Genomic DNA, 17,281 nt, shown 5'->3' on the forward strand with positions numbered 1-17,281 from the left:
CCCTGGCTAAAGCCGCATGCCCAGGCTGAGGGAAAACAGGCTGCGGTCACGCAGCAGGTTGTAATCGCCGCCACCGGTTTTCAGGTAATTGATATCCAGCTGGTAGCGGCGGCGCATTTCCAGGCTGAGGCCCAGCATGGCGGTGAAACGGCCCTGCGAGTACAGGCCATCATAGGAATAACCCCGCACATCCTGCCCCAGGGTCAGCGCCGGGGTGAGCGTGAGTTCCGGCCAGAGGCCGCTATAGCGGCTTTCCAGCCGGGCACGCAGGCCCCAGGCATGGCTGGTGACAAAACCATCCAGCCGGCAGCTGGCGGCATCGCTGGTGCAGGCGGGATTGTTCTGACTGGGTGCCATGCCCCAGCCGCCACGGCCATAACGCATCACCGAGGGGTCGGGCAGCGCAATCACATATTTCGACCCCAGTTCGGCCGACAGCGTGGCCGCGCCGCCCCACACCTGGCCCAGTGCATGGCTGGCGCCCAGGCTGAGATTCAGCACCCGGAAGCGATCATAGCCATCTGCCGAGGCCCCTGCCGGCAGCTGGACCAGCCGCGCCAGCGGTCCGCGCCCCAGCAGCAGGCCATTGAGAAAATCGGCACCATTCCAGGCCAGTGGCTGATCCGGGATGTAGGCCAGCTCGGCATAGGCTGCGCCACGGCCAGCCTGCCCGGTCTGGAAATTGACGGCAAACAGGTGCAGATCCGCCGGGAAACTGCGGTAGTACTGGCTGCTCAGTCCAGTCGGCTGCGCCTGACCGGTATTGGCCAGCAGGGGCGTGAGCACGCCGGCGCTATTATGCTGCACCCCGGTATAACCCACCTTGCTGTCGACATTGGCCGCGTAAAAACCGAACTGGCCCACGCCATCCAGCAGGTAATGCATGCCCAGGCCGTATTGCCCGCCGGCCGGGAGCCGGTCGGCCGCACGGCTGACCGAGTCCAGTGCATTGCCCAGCGACTGCGCATCGGTGGTACTGATGTTGCGATGGTAAAGCGCCGACAACAAGCCGCCGTTCAGCGTCAGCGCATTACAACCAGGCTGCACATAATCGCCGGTCGAGTAGAAGGTGCCGCACCCGGGATAGACATTCGGGGCAAAGGCAAACTGGTAAAAACCGTCCAGGCTGAGCCGCTGGTTCAGCTCCAGCTTGCCATACAGCGCCCAATCGGGAATGCCGGCCTCGGCGGACACCGAACTGGCGCGGCTGAGCGCGGCATAGTCGATCGCATTGACCAGCGACAGCATGCCGCCGCTGGTGGGGCTGCCCCAGGGAATGGTCTGGCGCCCTGCGCGCAACAACAGCGGGTGGCCGGCCAGGCTGGTCGTGCCATACAGGTAGGCATCATCCAGCACCACATTGCCAAAACGCCCCAGTGGGACAAAGCCCTCATCACTCAGCGGCGCGCCGGCCTGGTAATGATTGGGCACATTGCCATGCGCCACGCCCTGCCGCGACAGGGCGTAGTCATACCATCCCTTGCCGGCCAGGCGCAGGCCCAGGCCGCGATACTGCAGATCCGCCTGCAGATAGCCCTCCAGCGCGCTGGAAACCGCATCGCCGCTACGGTAATTCAGATCACCGTCATTCAGGCTCTTCATATTGGTGCCGCCGGTCAGCGCCGGGTCCGGATTCGCCGCCCGCAGCACCGTTCCGGCCCCCAGCCAGCCACGCAGATCCAGCGTGGCGGCATCCAGCTCCAGCTGCATGCCCGGCCCCAGTGCCGGCTTGACCGTGCCCAGACCGTTGCTGGTTTCGGCAGCCAGCAGCGGCGCGGCACAACATGCCAGCCCCAGCCCTGCCAACCCGCCCGTAATGCCCCCCTGCCCCCAGGCTGGCCGGTTTGCTCCGGCAGCCTTTTCCTTGTTTTTTTGCATGACTGATGGTTTCAAGCTGTTTTCGACGGCATCCGGTCCTTGCCCCCGCGCTGACAGCGGCTCCCCCGAGCACGACATCACGGCAATACTGACCAGACGCAGCCGGCATTCTAGCTGCTCAGGCAAACCAACAACCACCCTATTCAGATTACACATCAGCTCCGCACGTAAGCGCGGCAGCAGCGGCCGTCAGGAAGTCGCCGCCGCGGAGCGCAGTGCCGGCAAGGCATGCACCCGCCCCACCCACCACAGCGCCACTCCGACCAGCAGCACCGCACACCAGCCATTATTGCCGTAGCCAAGGATCTGCCCGCCGCTGCCGGCACTGAGCAGCAAGCCGCCCAGCCAGGCACCACAACCATTGCCCAGCGACTGGATGGCACTGTTGACGCTGAGAAAGGCGCCGCGCCGCTGCGGTTCTGGCACCGTGGTCAGCAGGGCCTGCAAGGGAATCATGCGGCCGGACAGCGCCACCATGAATACGGGAAAGAACGCCACCACGGCCAGGAAGGGAATCTGCGGCAAATGAGTGACAAACAGGATGGGCAGCATGGAAAACAGGGCCATGATGCGGAACAGCTGGTGCTTGCCATAGCGGTCGGCCAGCCGGCCGATGCGCCGCGAGGTAAAGAAGGTGGCCGCGCCACCGGCCATGTAGATCCAGGCAATCTGCTGCGGCGCAATGCCGTGATTGGCCACCAGGACCGGCGAAATGAACGGAATCACCATCATGTGCGACACCATCATGATGAAGGTCAGACCGAACGCCCGCACATGGCGCGCATCGCTCAGCAAGCGCCACAACTCGGGCAGCACCTGGCGCAGCGGTGGCGGCGGCACTTGCAGATGCAGCCTGAGCGAGGGCACCAGCCAGGCGGCGGCCAGCCAGATCAGCAGCGACAGCACCACCAGCAGGTAGAAGGGCGAGGACCAGCCCAGATGCGCCCCCAGCACGATGCCGGCCGGTACGCCGGCGATGGCGGCCAGCGAGAACGCCGTCATGATCACCCCGGTGGCTGCGCCACGGCGTGACACCGGAATGATGTCGCTGACAATGGTCATGATGATGGAGGCCAGCACCCCGCCGCTGAGGCCGGCAAAAGCACGGGCCAGCAACAGCATGTGGAAATTGCCGGCGGTGGCGCACACCAGGTTTGACAAGGCAAACAGGCCGTAAATCACCAGCAGCAGGCGCCGGCGGTCGAAGCGGTCGATATAGGTGGCCGCAAACAGGCCGGACAGGCCGGAACACCACGAGTAGGCCGATACGGCCGTGGCAAAGGCTGCCGGGCTGATGGCAAAGGCATGCATGATCTGCGGCCCCAGCGGCATCATCACCATGAAGTCCATGATGATGGTGAACTGGGTCAGTGCCAGCAGCCAGAGCAGGCCACGTTCACGGGCAGGGCTTAAATCAGCCATTCGGGGGTTTTCCTTGTGGGGGACAAGCCAGTGCACTGGCCACATCCCATTAAGTTGACATTATCAACCAATATGCAAAATAAAGTTGACCTTGTCAATAATATTCCGGCAACAACGCTTCCGTCCTGGCGCGCTCAGCCCTCATGCGGTCTGGGCGCCATCTGGCCGCCAGCCTGCAAATAATCATGCAAAGCCCGCAGTGCAGGCTTTTCCAGCGCTTGCGCCGCATAACACAGGCCCAGGCGGCGGCTGAGCCCAGGGCCGCTCAACGGTCGCCCCACCACACTGCTGTTGCCTTCCAGCAAGGAGGGGGGCAAGAGCGCAACGCCATAGCCGGCCTCCACCATGCGCAGCGCCAGCTGCAAGGAGCCGGCATGCGCGGCCAGCATCAGCCCGGCCGACCCCTCGCCATGCATGGCCAGCAGGCGCTGATGCGAGGCATGCTGCGGACAGGTGATCCAGTCCTGCTGATGCAGCTCAGTCATCGCCAGCTCGCTGCGCGAGGCCAGCGGATGCGCGCGCGGCAAGGCCAGCACAAAGGTCTCCTCCCACAGCGGCAGGAACAGCTCATCCTCACAGCGCAATTCTTCCGCCGCCAGCCTGGCATCACCGGCACAGCCGTCCACCACACTGAGCAATAGCCCGGGAATGGCCGCGCGTGCCGCATTCAGCAGCGTGCTCACCTGCACCACGCCCAGATCAGCCTCGATTCCCAAGCTCAGCGGCTGGCAATGGTGGCGCTGGCGAAACAGCCGCAGCAAGCCTGCGGCCTGATCCACCAGTTGCCGGGCCTGCGGATAAAACAGCCGGGCATCCTCGGTCACCGCCACCCCACGCGCCAGACGCTCGAACAAGGTGGTGGCCAGGTCCTCCTCCAGCTGGCGAATGGTCACCGACAAGGTCGGCTGGGTAATGCACAGCCGCTGCGCCGCCGCGGTGATGCTGCGCTCCTCGAATACCGCGATAAAAGCCTTTAGCTGCCGTATATCCATAGACAAAACCGATACCAACCACAGAAATTAAGCATTTTTCAGCCAGAAAATTAATTCTTACACTGTATCCAGCTTTTATCCATGCAAATTATCTATAGAAGGAAAAATCATGCGTCCTCCGCTCATCATCATTACCGGGGCCAGCTCCGGCATCGGTGCCGCCACCGCCCGCCTGCTGGCCAGCCACGGCCATCCGCTGCTCCTGCTGGCACGCCGGCTGGAGCGGCTGCACGCACTGCAATTGCCCGACACCCTGTGCCGCGCCGTGGACATTACCGACCGCACCGCAGTCCGGCAAGCGGTGGCAGAGGCCGAACAGCAATTCGGCCCCGCCGATGCCATCATCAACAATGCGGGGGTGATGCTGCTGGGCAAGATGACACAGCAGGACCCGGCCGAATGGGAGCGCATGCTGGAAGTCAACGTCAAGGGTCTGCTCAATGGCATCCATGCCGTGCTGCCAGGCATGGTGGCACGCCGTCACGGCACCATCATCAATGTCAGCTCGATTGCCGGACGCAAGACCTTCCCCGGCCACGTCGCCTACTGCGGCAGCAAATTTGCCGTACATGCCATTTCGGAGAATCTGCGCGAAGAAGTGGCCGGCCATCATGTAAGAGTCATCACCATTGCCCCCGGCGCGGTGGAAACCGAGCTGCTCGGCCACACCAGCGATGAGGCCATCAAGCAGGATTACCAACAGTGGAAACAGCAAATGGGCGGGGTACTGGCCGCCGAAGATGTAGCGGAAACCATCCGCTTTGCCTATCAGCAACCGCAAAGGGTGGCGATTCGGGAAATCGTACTGGCTGCCACCGGCCAGCAAGCCTGAGCAGCCGGATCAAGCGCGCGCTAAGTCAGGTTCAGGCCGTGGCGGCCGCCGATGAACTGCGCCAGGCTGGCTGACGGCATGGGTTCGGCCAGCAGGAAGCCTTGCACCAGGTCGACCCGCAACTGTTTGACCAGGTCAAAATCCTGCTGCCGGCTCACCCCCTCCACCACCACGGCGACATTCTGGCTTTGCAGCATGCGTACGGCAAAGCCCAGCAGTTTTTCCGCCGTGGGATCGCCCGCAGCATGATGCACCAGCGTGCGGTCGATCTTGACGGAATTGGCCGGAATTTCGCGTAAATGGTGAAAGCCCGAATAACCGGCACCAAAATCATCCAGCGCCAGATTAAAACCCATCACCCGCAAGCGGATGGCATTTTCCAGCGAGCAACTCAGATTATCCAGTGGCTGGGTTTCCGTTAATTCAATCGTAATGCGCGAGGGCGGCACATGACCACCCTGCATTATCTTTTGCAATTTATCCGGCATGCCCGGCTGATCGAATTCACGCATATTGATATTAACGGCAACCCCGAGTTTCAATTGCGGGAATTGCATATCCCACTCATGACAGTCACGTAAGCCATGTTCCAGCATGCTGCAAAGCAGCTGTTCGCTCAGGTCGGTTTCATCGATGCGCGGCAGGAACAAGGCCGGCCCGAGCAGGCCCAGATCCGGATGCTGCCAACGCGCCAGCGCCTCCACCGAAGTCACACGCGAGGTTTGCGGGTCGATCTTGGGCTGATACCAGGGCTGGATCTGCCCGGCACGCAAAGCCTGCTGCAACTCCTTGCGGGAAAAATGGTAACGCCCGGCTGCACAGCCGACACCGCCGGTCTTTAACTGCAATACCCGCAGCAGCAGCGGCGACAGCTGCGCCCGGGACAGTGGCTTTGCCAGGCAGTCCAGTACCGGTAACTCATGGTAGCCCCCCATGCGCTGCACGCTTTGCAGGATATCGGCCGCCTGCACACTGCAGAAAATCAGCTGCGGCAAATTATTTATCCTGCGTAAATAGCGCATCAGCTGAATACCATCAAGATTCGGCATATCCAGATCACAAATCACCAGATCATAGCTATGCGACTCCAGACGGGACAAAGCCTGGTGACCATCCACGGCCTCATCCACCACGATGGCACCCAATGCACGCAGCAACTGGTTTAATACCATGCGCTGAATGGCATGATCTTCTACAATCAATATTTTGAGCGGGAAGATTGTATTTCCGAAGGACTGGCTGGACATTCAAATCACCGGAACGCAATACTTGGGTTTTTATAATTGTTACATTATCCTTATCAACATACTGATTGCTGATGGGAAATTTCTGATTGAATACTAGATTTTTCTTATGACTTTTTTAAGAAAAAATAATTACTCTCCATCAGTCGAATGCTAGAAAAATATTACTTCAATTGATACATTCTGGAGATTAATCATGAAAAGCGTCATCATTGTTGATGATCATCCGGCCATTTGCCTGGCTGTGCGTTCGGTGCTGGAGAAGTCGGGGCGGTATTCAATCATCGGGGAAACCGACAACGGCCAGTCTGTAATCGAACTGGTCAGGGAACACAAGGCCGATCTCATCATCATCGACCTGAACATCCCGCGCATCAGCGGGCTGGAGCTGATCAAGCGCATCAAGGGCCAGCACCCGGCCATCAAGCTGCTGGTCTTGTCGGCACAGGATGAAATGGTATACGCCTCGCGCTCGATGCAGGCCGGAGCGGATGGTTTTGTCAGCAAAAGCAAGGACCTGAATGCCATCCTGTCCGCTTCGGATGCCATCATGGCCGGTTACAGCTTTTTCCCGCGCGACGTCGTATCCGGGGCCAAGCTCAATGGCGAAAGCCAGCTGGACAGCCGCATCGACAAGCTGTCCGACCGCGAACTGGCCGTATTGCAGCACCTGGCACAAGGCCTGTCCAACAAGGACATTGCCGACCGGCTATTCATCAGCAACAAGACAGTCAGCACCTACAAGGTGAACATCTTCGAAAAGCTGGGCATTTCCAATGTGGTGGACCTGACTGACTTTGCCCGTACCAACAAGCTGGTTTGACTGGTTTGAAAAGTGGGCAGCCCTGCCCATTTTTCCTCAGGTCTGGGAAGTGGGCAGCCACTGCCTGCTTCTCCCCGGTCAGTCGGTCAGTCAGTTCTTTCTCACCACCGCGTTCACCTCGCCCCCCCACCCCATCCCTGTGCCGAGCGCAGGGCCAGCCTATCTTCCGCGCCAGGCTGGCCATGACAAGCGCCAGCATTGCGGCAGATCATGCCCGAAGCATCTGCAGCGGCGCTGCCTGCGCCAGCCTGCAACCAGTCTCAATGCCAGCAAACACCGATCCTCCAGCCCACTGCTGACCCATTGACCGGTTACTCCAGTCGTCGGCCACTAGTACGGTAGTGCCCAAATCCAACGGGAGATGGCAATGAGCGTCGTGGTCACTGGGGCCGCCCATGGCATTGGGCAAGCGGTCGCAATGCGACTGGCAGCGGAAGGGCGGCCGCTGGTATTGGTGGATAGCGATGCCACAGGCTTGGCAGGCACGGCCAAGGCCTTGCCTGCGGACGTCCCCCATCGTCTGGTGACTGGTTCGGTTGCCGAGCGTGCTACGGCCGATGCTGCCGCCGCGGCAGCCCATGATCTGGGCGGTGCAAGCGGCTTGTCGCATAACGCGGGCATCCAGCGCTACGGGTCGGCACTGGATACCACGCAAGACTGCTGGGACGAAGTGATTGCCACCAATCTGAGCGCAGCCTTCCTGCTGAGCCAGGCCTTGTTGCCACAGCTGATCGTCCAGCGCGGGGCCATGGTGTTCATGGCCTCGGTGCAAGGCCTGGCTTCGCAACGCCATGTCGCGGCCTATACGGCATCCAAGCACGGGCTGATCGGCCTGAGCAAATCCATTGCCGTGGACTTTGCCAGCCAGGGTGTGCGAGCCAATGCCGTTGCTCCCGGCGCCATCGACACCCCCATGCTGCGCGATGCCATCGCCAGCGCGCCCTCTCCCGCTGCCTTGCGCAGAGAAATCGACGCCATGCATCCGCTTGGCCGCGCTGGCCATGCCAGCGAGGTCGCAGAGCTGGTGGCTTTTTTGCTGTCAGACCGTGCCACCTTCATTACCGGAGAAGTGATCCGCATTGATGGTGGCTTGCTCGCCCTGATCGGCGGCTCACCCTCACAGGACTGAAACATGGCCATTGCAGACATCAAGGCAAGCACGATTGCCCTTCCTCTGGAAACTCCGCTCAGACAGGCGGCCGTTATGCACCGGCCGCGCCGGCAATGCATGCCCCGCACCGTCAGGCAGCTGGAGGTACAGCATGGCTGAGGTCTGTCTGCGCGATCTGGTCAAGGTCTATGAACAACAGGTGGTGGTGCGCGGCATCAATCTCGAGATACCTGACGCTGCCTTCGTGGTGCTGGTCGGCCCTTCCGGCTGCGGCAAATCCACTACCCTGCGCATGATCGCCGGGCTGGAAAGCATCAGCCATGGCCAATTGCTGATCGACGGCAAACTGGCCAACGATCTGCCACCGCAGGAACGTGGCGTGGCCATGGTGTTCCAGTCCTATGCGCTCTATCCGCACATGACGGTGCAGGAAAACCTGGCTTTCTCGCTGAAGCTGGCGGGCATTTCTGCTGCCGAGCGGCAAGAGCGGATTGATGTCGCGGTAAAAACACTGGAGCTGGCACCTTACCTGACACGCCGGCCTGCCGAGCTGTCCGGTGGCCAGCGCCAGCGCGTCGCCATGGGACGTGCCATCGTGCGAGAGCCAAAGGTTTTTCTGTTTGACGAGCCGCTGTCCAATCTGGACGCCAAGCTGCGCAACCAGATGCGGGGGGAAATCAAGCGCCTGCAACACCGGCTCAAGGTCACCACCGTCTATGTCACCCACGATCAGGTAGAGGCCATGACCCTGGCCGACATCATGGTGGTGATGCAAGACGGCGCCATCGTGCAGCAAGGCAGCCCGCTCGACATTTTCCAGAATCCGCTCAACCGCTTTGTCGCCAGCTTCATCGGTACGCCGCAGATGAACTTTTTTAACGGCGTGCTGCAACAAAATGGCGAGGACTGGCACTTTGTCTCTCCCGCATTCCGCATCCCGCTCGACCCGATGCGCTTTGCCGGCCAGTTGAGCGCTGACCGCCCGGTCTGCGCCGGCCTGCGTCCGGAGGACATCATTCCGCACTGGCCGGATGCAGCGCCGCCACAGGCGGAAACCTTTGCCGCCACCATCACCCTTTCCGAAATGCTGGGCAATGAAACCCTGCTGTTTGCCGACTCGGCCAGCGGCCCATTGATTGCCCGCCTGCAACAGGGCTGCCAGCTTGTTGATGGCCAGATGCTGCGTTTTTCCTTGCGTGCCAGCCATCTGCACCTGTTCGACGCCAACAGCGGCATGTCACTGCGCGCCAACGCCCCCCATGCCCAGGAGACCATCTCACCATGAAGCATCGAGCCTTGCTGCCTCTGCTGCTGTCGGCCTGCTGCATGTACAGCACCACGGCGATGGCAAAAGAAGTGCAACTGTTCAATGACAAAGGCTTCTGGAGCGGGCCGCTGCAGACGGTGGCCAATGCAGCGCGTGCCGATGGCATCAATCTGAAGATTTCCCCTTATGCCAATGCAGAACAATACAAAACCTTCATTCAGGCCTCGGTCGCTTCTGGCCGCACACCAGAGCTGTTTACCTGGTGGACCGGCGCATCACTGAACACGCTGGCAGCCACCGGACAGCTGGCACCACTGGGGGCGCTGTGGCAGGAGATGGAGGCCGATGGCCGCTTCCAGCCGGGCGTCAAGGAGCTGTTCAGCGTGAACGGTCAGCCCTATGCCGTCCCTTTGCAGCTGTCACGCTGGGTGGTGTTGTACGACAAACGTGTATTTGCCCGCCTGGGCCTGAAACCGCCCGCCAGTTGGGCCGAACTGCAAACTGTGGCCGCCCGCATCAAAGCCGCTGGCCAGACACCGTTTCTAGCCACCACCCAGGATGGCTGGCGCGGCTTCATCTGGTTCCAGGAACTGCTGCTGCGCACCGACCCCAAGGCCTATACCGGCCTGAACAATGGCAGCGTGGCCTACGACAGCCCAGCGGTGCGCAATGTATTCAGGATATGGTCCGACATGTATGCCAAGGGCTGGTTTTCCGACCCGCGTTCCAATGAAGAAATCAACGACTTTGTCCGGGGCAAAGGCGTGATGTATCTGTTTGGAGAATGGGCGGTCGGCCTGCTGGACAAGGCTGGTTTCCCGCTCAAGGAACTGGGCGTGTTCATTCTGCCCAATGCCCCTGGTGTACAGCAGCCGGCCATCATCGTGGAAGGTGCACCGATTGTGGCGTCCCGCAAGGGACTGGCCAATCCCGAAGTGATGAAGACGCTGCGCTTCTGGGTTTCCAATCAGGGTGCGCAAACCTGGGGCAAGGCTTCTGGCAACTATATCGGCAATGACAAGATCGCCGCGCCCAATGCCCTTATCAGCCAGGTCAACACACAGCTTGCGCAAAAACGACACACCCTGTTCCTGCGCTTGTGGGAAAGCGTGCCCAGCACGCTGCAAGGCGAGATGGTGGCGGAGTTCAACCGTTTCATGCTGAAACCGGACATGAGCACCGCCCAGCACGTCATGCAGCGCATGCAAAGCCTGAACGCGGCTTATTGGAGCAAGCGCAAAAAACCCTGACCATCACCTGGCAACAGGCCAACCAGCCGCACTTCAACGGAGACCGGCATGAACCCACTCATGCAGCACGATCAACAACTGCTAGCCCGTATCGGCCTGGCACACATCAAGGCGCGCGAACGTGCCCGGCAACGTCGCCAGCTGCGGGTGGCACTGCGCTTCATGGCCCCGGCCCTGCTGCTGGTGGGCGGCCTGCTGTTACTGCCGGTGCTGTACAACATCTGGCTCAGCTTCACCCAATGGCAATTGTTTGAGGGGCGCGACGATTTCGCTGGCTGGCAGAACTATATCCAGCTGTCGGACAACCCCTATTTTGACGAGGCGCTGGGCAATACCGCATTGTGGGTGGTGGCCTCGGTGCTGTTCCCGCTCAGCCTTGGTCTGGGCATGGCCTTGCTGTTTCGCCGGATGCCCGGTCAGGAATGGTTCAAATCCATCATTTTCCTGCCACGCATCCTCGCCCCTACCGCTGCGGGGGTGATGTGGTATTACGTCTATGCACCGCAAGGCATGCTCAACCAGATGCTGGGCGTGTTCACCAATATGCCGGTGGAAACCGGCTGGCTGTTTGAAGAACAGCTGGTCACGCCCGCCATCATCCTGGCCTTTGTCTGGCAAAGCTGCGGGCTGGTGATGGTCTTGTTGTTGCTCGGGCTGGCGGCGCTGCCGCGCGATCCGCTGGAAGCCGCCCGCATGGATGGTGCCGGTCCCTGGCCGCTGTTCCGCCACATCACCCTGCCCCTGCTCGCCCCCACCTTGCTGATGGTGGTGATTCTGTCGGTACTGGCCGGGTTTACCGTGTTCGATCTGCTGTGGGTGATGGGGGCGAACTATCCGCAACAGCGCACCCTGTCGCTGGCCGTGTTCATGTACTTCGAAGCCTTCCAGAAAAACAGCTGGGCCTTTGCCGCCGCCACCGCCGTGGTGATTGGAGGCGTGGTGCTGGCCGTTACCTGGCTCCAGACCCTATTGCAAGCCCGTGCAGACAGGATGGTGCGCTGATGCAAAACCTATCACCACAAGAGCTGGCGTGGATTGCCACGGCCAGGCCGCCCACCCCCTCGCCGCTGCGCTGGGGCAAGACCCTGTGCGGCTTGGCCCTGGCCTTGCTCTGGCTGCTGCCCTTCAGCTATGTGCTGCTGGCCATTTTCAAATCCAGCGCTGAATACGCCGCCAGCGCACCGCTTTCCCTGCCCGCCAGTGCGGCCCCCCTGCTGGACAATATCCGCATGGCCTGGGAGCAAGCAGGCATGGCGCAGGCCATGCTCAACTCCACCCTGTATGCCGGCATCGGTGCCGCCCTCGCGGTGCTGCTGGCGGCCATGGCAGCCTATCCACTGGCGCGCATGCGTTTTCCGCTACGCAATCTGTGGTTTCTGCTGCTGTTTGCCGGTACGGTGTTTCCCTTCCAGATGTATCTGATTCCGCTGTTCTTCGGCTTCCAGTGGGCAGAGCTGCTGGATACCCATCTGGGCATGTGCCTGCTGTACACCGCCATCTGCATTCCTTTCCCGGTACTGGTATTGCGCAATTACATGCAGAACCTCAGCCTGGAAATCGACCAGGCAGCCCGGCTGGATGGCGCATCGGAGTTGATACTGTTCTGGCGCATCATCCTGCCCAATCTGCGCGGTCCGATGTCGGCAGTATTCCTGCTGCAATTCACCTGGATCTGGAACGACATGCTGTTTTCCTCGGTGCTGGGCAATAGCCCGGAAACCCGCTCCATCATGAATGCCTTGCTGGTATTTCAGGGCAGTTATGCGCAAAGCGGCCCCAATATCATGCTGACCGCTGCCGTGCTGGCCTCGCTGCCCACCTTGCTACTGTTTGTGCTGCTGCGCCGTCAGTTCATGCAAGGCCTGCGTGTGTCATGAGCCAGCCCCCAGCCCTGGGCACGCTCAAGCCCTTTGTGCCGGATCTGCGCCAGCCGCTGGCGCGCCAGCTCTACCAGTTGTTGCTGGAGCGGATTTGTCGCTTTGAACTGGAACCGGGCCAGCTGATATCCGAAGCCTCCCTTTCCGCCACCCTGGGTGTCAGCCGCACCCCGGTGCGCGAGGCAGTCGCCAGGCTGGCCGAACAGGGCCTGGTGGAAGTCCTGCCACAGCGGGGCAGCCGCGTGCTGCCCTTGCGGCGCAGTGATCTGGAGAAATCGCAATTCATGCGCGAGGCACTGGAAACCGCCATGCTGCGCAAAGTGATGGCCATTGCGGAGCGGCACTTCCTGCTGATGCAGCTGGACAAGGAGATCACCCTGCAGCGCACCTATCTGCAAGTGGGCGACCTGGAGCGTTTTTATCAATCGGACGAGGATTTTCACCGCCATATCGCCATGTTTGCCGCTTGTGGCCCCATCATAGAGGAGATCGCCCGCGTCAAGGTACACATGGACCGCTTCCGGCAATTGACGGTGTCCTCGGTGGAAGATCTGGCCATGGTCATCACCCAGCACCAAGCCATTCGCCAAACCATTGCCGGTGCCGACAGCGCTGCAGCCGAAGCCTGCCTGCAGCAGCATCTGCGGCGTATCTTCTCTTTTCTGGAGCAGGCCCAGGGCCTGTTTCCACAGTACTTTGCCGAAGCACAGCCATGACAATAGCCATCTGGGGCGAGCAACGCGACCAGGTGGGGGAAAGCCCGTTCTGGGATGCCGGGCACGGCTGCCTGTGGTCGGTGGACATGACAGCACAGGCCATCCGCCGCCGCTGGCCCGATGGCCGTACCGACAGCTTTCCCACTGCCGAACTGCCTGCGGCACTGGCGCTCAACCCGCAGGGAGACAGCGCTGTGGTGGCCTTCGCCAGCGGCACTGCACTCTGGACACCCGCCGAAGGTATCCGCCACTGGCTGACCCGGCCGGAATCCGCGCCGCTGCTGCGGCTGAACGAGGGCAAATGTGACCCGGCCGGACGTTTCTGGGTGGCCAGCATGGAAAACAATCTGGACCAGCATGGCCAGCCACGCGCCACATCCAGCTTTGCCGGTCGCCTGTGGCGCACCAGCGGGGAGCAAGCCATCGCCTTGAGCGCAGCCGAATTCGGCTGTCCCAATACCATGGCCTGGTCGCCAGACCAGCGCTGCTTTTATGCTGGCGACAGCCAGCGCAATGCCATCTGGGTGTGGGACTACGACGCGGCATCCGGCGACATCAGTCAGCGCCGGGTATTGCAACAAGGCGGGCCGGGCATTCCCGATGGTTCGGCCATAGATGAGGATGGCTGTCTGTGGACGGCCCGCTTTGGCGGAGGCTGCATTGTGCGTACCACACCAACAGGTAAAACCGACCGCATCATCCCGCTGCCGGCGCGTAACCCGACCAGTTGTACCTTCGGCAATGCCGATGGTGGTAGCAGACTGGATACCCTGCTGATTACTTCCGCCCGCTTCGGCCTGAGCCAGCCCGGCCCACAGGATGGTGCGGTACTGGCCATCCGCACTGGCCACCGGGGCCTGCCGGAAAACCGCTATCGAGACGATGGCTGAGGCTCCAGCCTGCAGGCAGGTCAGCTTACAGAGCGCCCCACCCGCAAGCACTACACCTTATCCGCAAGCCCCTACATGGCCGCAAGCGGTGCAGAATTCACAACCATCCTTCTTGATCAGCGCATGATTGCCACATTCCGGGCAGGGCTTGCCGGACAAGGGTTTGAGTGCCGGCTGCGCGGCAGTTTCCGGGCTGAACAGATCGCTCTGCTCCGGCACCATCACCCCCATTTCCTCCAGTGGCACCCCATCCTGGGTCAGCACACCCAGCATGGCGTAGCGGTGAATCATCAGCTGCGCCATATAGGCCACGGTGGACGGCCAGCTTTGCGATTTTTCCTGCCCCGGAATGCGGGCAAAGAAATCGCCTTGCGGCTCGGCATAGGTCAACAGCTTGCGCAGCTTCATGCCGATCCAGGCCGGGTCTATCACCCGCATGTCCAGCGACAGCATCTTGCACAGGCCATCCAGTTCGCGCGGGTAATTACCGGCCAGCCACACCGAGTACGGGCGGCGCTGACCATTGGGCAATACCAGTTCTTTCAGGAAGAGTACGAAATCGTCACCGGTTTGCGGGTTGGCCACATCCACCGACCAGCTCATGGTGCCATCGGTGCCGGATTTCGGTTCCTTGCGGGCAAACAGCGCATCCATCACCGGGGTGGGTTCGTGCTGGTCAGCAATCAGTGCGCCCAGCTGTTCCACGCGATGACGTACCACCTGCCCCAGCGCGGCGGCAGCGGAAGTGGCATAGACGGTGCGTTCGCCCAGCTCGAACACATAGCGCTTGTCGCCATTGGTATGCGACAAGGCTTCCAGCTTGGCCGACAGCCAGGCGTGGTCGCGGCAGCGCATGTCCATCGAAAGGGTCTTGGCAATCGCGCCCAGGCCACGCTGTTCTTCGGTGGCATTCACCCAGCACTCAAAGGGCGTGATGCGGCCATTTTCCACATGCCCCACCACCACGGCAAAGTCACCGGCCGGGCCTTCCACCATATAGGTCCAGGACGGGTTGCCCTCTTTCAGCTTGGGCCGGTTTGGCCATTTCAGACTGGCCAGCGCCGGGCTGGGCGCGGTGTTCAGGGTGATGCGGCGGTCCGGGTCGCCATCCTGGCTGGCGGACAGGTCCTGCGGGGCTTCCTTGGCGCTTTCCTTGGCCGGTTCCACCGACAGTACCGAACCGAGCACGCTGTTGGGACGGTAAGTGGTAATGCCCTTCAGGCCATTACGCCAGGCTTCCAGATACAGGCTTTCGAAATCGGCAAACGGATAATCCGCCGGCACGTTCACCGTTTTGGAGATGGCAGTGTCGATATACGGGGCCACGGCGGCCACCATGCGCATATGGTCCAGCGCGCTCATTTCCAGCGCCGAGACAAAGTAGTCCGGCAGCGCCTGGGTGTCGCCGCCCTGCATGCGGTAGACGCGATAGGCATGGTCTTCCACTAGGTATTCCTGGGTCGTGCCATCGGCCATGCGCTTTTTGCGGGTGTAGAACCAGGAGAACGGCGGCTCGATGCCATTGCTGGCGTTATCGGCAAACGCCAGCGAAATGGTGCCGGTAGGGGCTATCGACAGCAGGTGCGAGTTGCGGATGCCGTGCTTGCGGATACGGGCCTTGATACTGTCCGGCAGGCGGCTGGCGCAATGCGGTTCGGCCAGATATTTGTCGGCATCAAACAGCGGGAAAGCGCCCTTCTCGATAGCCAGGTCCACCGAGGCATCATAGGCTGCATCGCGCATGGATTCGGAAATGCGCGCGGCAAAACGTCGGCCTTCTTCGCTGTCGTAACGAATCTTCAGCATGATCAGCGCATCGCCCAGGCCGGTAAAACCCAGACCGACGCGGCGTTTGGACTGCGCTTCGCGCTCCTGCTCTTTCAGCGGCCATACGGTCAGGTCCAGCACATTGTCCAGCATGCGGATGGACATGCGCACCACGTTCTCGAAGGCCTTGAAATCAAAGCTGGGCTTGGCACCAAACGGTTGACGCACGTATTTGGTGAGGTTGACCGAACCCAGGTCGCAGCAGCCGTAATCCGGCAGCGGTTGTTCGCCGCAGGGGTTGGTGGATTCAATCACCTCACAATAGGACAGGTTGTTGTCCTGGTTGATCCTGGACATGAACAGCACGCCCGGCTCGGCGTGGTCATAGGTGGATTCCATGATCTGCTGCCACAGCGCACGGGCAGACACCTTGCGGTACACCCACAGGCCGTCGGCACGCTGGTAGTGGCCGGGGAAGGCGTCGGTGGCCGGTTCCACACTGTGGGTCAGTTCCCACTCGGCATCGGCTTCCACCGCACGCATGAAATCGTCGGATACACCAACCGAAATATTGAAGTTGCGCAGGTCGCCCTTGTCCTTGGCGTGGATGAAGTCTTCCACGTCCGGATGGCTGACATCCAGCACACCCATTTGCGCACCACGGCGGGCACCGGCGGATTCCACCGTCTCGCAACTGCGGTCGAACACCCGCATATACGATACCGGCCCGGAAGCGCGGCTATTGGTGCCTTTTACCCGTGCCCCCTTGGGACGTATGCGCGAGAAGTTGTAGCCCACACCACCGCCACGACGCATGGTTTCGGCGGCCTGCAGCAGTGCTTCGTAAATACCGGCCTTGCCATTGGAAGGTTCGGAGACCGAATCGCCCACCGGCTGCACAAAGCAGTTGATCAGCGTGGCGCGCAGCTCGGTACCGGCGGCGGAATTGATGCGGCCACCGGGAATGAAGCCATTGTCCAGTGCCTGGAAGAACAGCGGCTCGAAGCGGGCCGGGTCCTGCTCCAGCGCCGCCAGTGCGCGCGCTACCCGTTGTCTGACCTCGCTGACACTCTGCTCATCGCCCTTGGCATACTTTTCCAGCAAGACCTCACGCGAGATGTCCTGCTCCAGCATGACCGCACTGTTTTCACGCTTCATTCCGGCCCCTCGATTCCTGATTTATTTGAGAATTGTCCTGATTACCGCAGTCGC

The 17,281-nt window shown here is 61.2% G+C and carries 14 protein-coding genes; 9 read left to right on the forward strand and 5 right to left on the reverse strand.

Going from position 1 to position 17,281, the window contains the following annotated elements:
- Positions 1-6: 6 nt before the first annotated feature.
- From DFR38_RS08375 to DFR38_RS08385, 3 genes are all read right to left on the reverse strand, one after another.
- Entirely contained in the window at positions 7-1,878 is a 1,872-nt protein-coding gene (locus DFR38_RS08375; protein WP_158527715.1) for a DUF1302 domain-containing protein, read from the reverse strand.
- Positions 1,879-2,067: 189 nt separating this feature from the next.
- Positions 2,068-3,300, reverse strand: a complete 1,233-nt coding sequence (locus DFR38_RS08380) for an MFS transporter (protein ID WP_059287576.1) — start codon at positions 3,298-3,300, stop codon at positions 2,068-2,070.
- 134 nt (positions 3,301-3,434) lie between these two features.
- Positions 3,435-4,292 (reverse strand): LysR family transcriptional regulator, encoded by an 858-nt coding sequence (locus DFR38_RS08385; RefSeq protein ID WP_059287577.1) that lies wholly within the window; start codon positions 4,290-4,292, stop codon positions 3,435-3,437.
- 109 nt (positions 4,293-4,401) lie between these two features.
- Between DFR38_RS08385 and DFR38_RS08390 the strand changes: the two genes are divergently transcribed.
- Positions 4,402-5,124: an SDR family oxidoreductase gene (locus DFR38_RS08390; protein WP_110313268.1), complete on the forward strand. Its 723-nt coding sequence runs from the start codon at positions 4,402-4,404 to the stop codon at positions 5,122-5,124.
- A gap of 20 nt (positions 5,125-5,144) precedes the next feature.
- On the opposite strand, the gene DFR38_RS08395 is transcribed toward DFR38_RS08390, so the two are convergent.
- Positions 5,145-6,326 (reverse strand): EAL domain-containing response regulator, encoded by a 1,182-nt coding sequence (locus DFR38_RS08395; RefSeq protein WP_059285067.1) that lies wholly within the window; start codon positions 6,324-6,326, stop codon positions 5,145-5,147.
- Between the two features lie 238 nt (positions 6,327-6,564).
- Between DFR38_RS08395 and DFR38_RS08400 the strand changes: the two genes are divergently transcribed.
- The 8 genes from DFR38_RS08400 (at position 6,565) to DFR38_RS08435 (ending at position 14,302) form a co-directional block, all read left to right on the forward strand.
- Entirely contained in the window at positions 6,565-7,191 is a 627-nt protein-coding gene (locus tag DFR38_RS08400) for a response regulator transcription factor (RefSeq protein WP_059285066.1), read from the forward strand.
- A 367-nt stretch (positions 7,192-7,558) separates the two neighbouring features.
- A complete protein-coding gene (locus DFR38_RS08405) occupies positions 7,559-8,320 on the forward strand; it encodes an SDR family NAD(P)-dependent oxidoreductase (RefSeq protein ID WP_275576113.1) in 762 nt (253 codons plus the stop codon).
- Positions 8,321-8,453: 133 nt separating this feature from the next.
- The gene (locus DFR38_RS08410) at positions 8,454-9,587 is read left to right on the forward strand and encodes an ABC transporter ATP-binding protein (protein WP_059285064.1); all 1,134 of its coding nucleotides are present in this window, start codon (positions 8,454-8,456) and stop codon (positions 9,585-9,587) included.
- On the forward strand, positions 9,584-10,819 hold the full coding sequence (locus DFR38_RS08415; RefSeq protein ID WP_059285063.1) for an ABC transporter substrate-binding protein: 1,236 nt from the start codon (positions 9,584-9,586) through the stop codon (positions 10,817-10,819). Before DFR38_RS08410 ends, DFR38_RS08415 begins: the two co-directional genes overlap by 4 nt.
- Positions 10,820-10,867: 48 nt before the next feature.
- Positions 10,868-11,821, forward strand: a complete 954-nt coding sequence (locus DFR38_RS08420; protein ID WP_082693308.1) for a carbohydrate ABC transporter permease — start codon at positions 10,868-10,870, stop codon at positions 11,819-11,821.
- Entirely contained in the window at positions 11,821-12,696 is an 876-nt protein-coding gene (locus DFR38_RS08425; RefSeq protein ID WP_059285061.1) for a carbohydrate ABC transporter permease, read from the forward strand. Before DFR38_RS08420 ends, DFR38_RS08425 begins: the two co-directional genes overlap by 1 nt.
- Positions 12,693-13,412 carry a GntR family transcriptional regulator gene (locus tag DFR38_RS08430; RefSeq protein WP_059285060.1) on the forward strand — a complete coding sequence of 240 codons (720 nt, stop codon included), beginning with the start codon at positions 12,693-12,695 and terminating at the stop codon, positions 13,410-13,412. The genes DFR38_RS08425 and DFR38_RS08430 overlap by 4 nt, the downstream gene beginning before the upstream one ends.
- Positions 13,409-14,302 (forward strand): SMP-30/gluconolactonase/LRE family protein, encoded by an 894-nt coding sequence (locus tag DFR38_RS08435; RefSeq protein WP_110313269.1) that lies wholly within the window; start codon positions 13,409-13,411, stop codon positions 14,300-14,302. The genes DFR38_RS08430 and DFR38_RS08435 overlap by 4 nt, the downstream gene beginning before the upstream one ends.
- A gap of 57 nt (positions 14,303-14,359) precedes the next feature.
- On the opposite strand, the gene DFR38_RS08440 is transcribed toward DFR38_RS08435, so the two are convergent.
- Complete coding sequence (locus DFR38_RS08440) at positions 14,360-17,227, reverse strand: adenosylcobalamin-dependent ribonucleoside-diphosphate reductase (RefSeq protein WP_059285058.1); 2,868 nt, start codon at positions 17,225-17,227, stop codon at positions 14,360-14,362.
- Positions 17,228-17,281: the final 54 nt, after the last annotated feature.

This window comes from Aquitalea magnusonii, from assembly GCF_003202035.1.
In the GTDB taxonomy this organism is placed as follows: domain Bacteria; phylum Pseudomonadota; class Gammaproteobacteria; order Burkholderiales; family Chromobacteriaceae; genus Aquitalea; species Aquitalea magnusonii.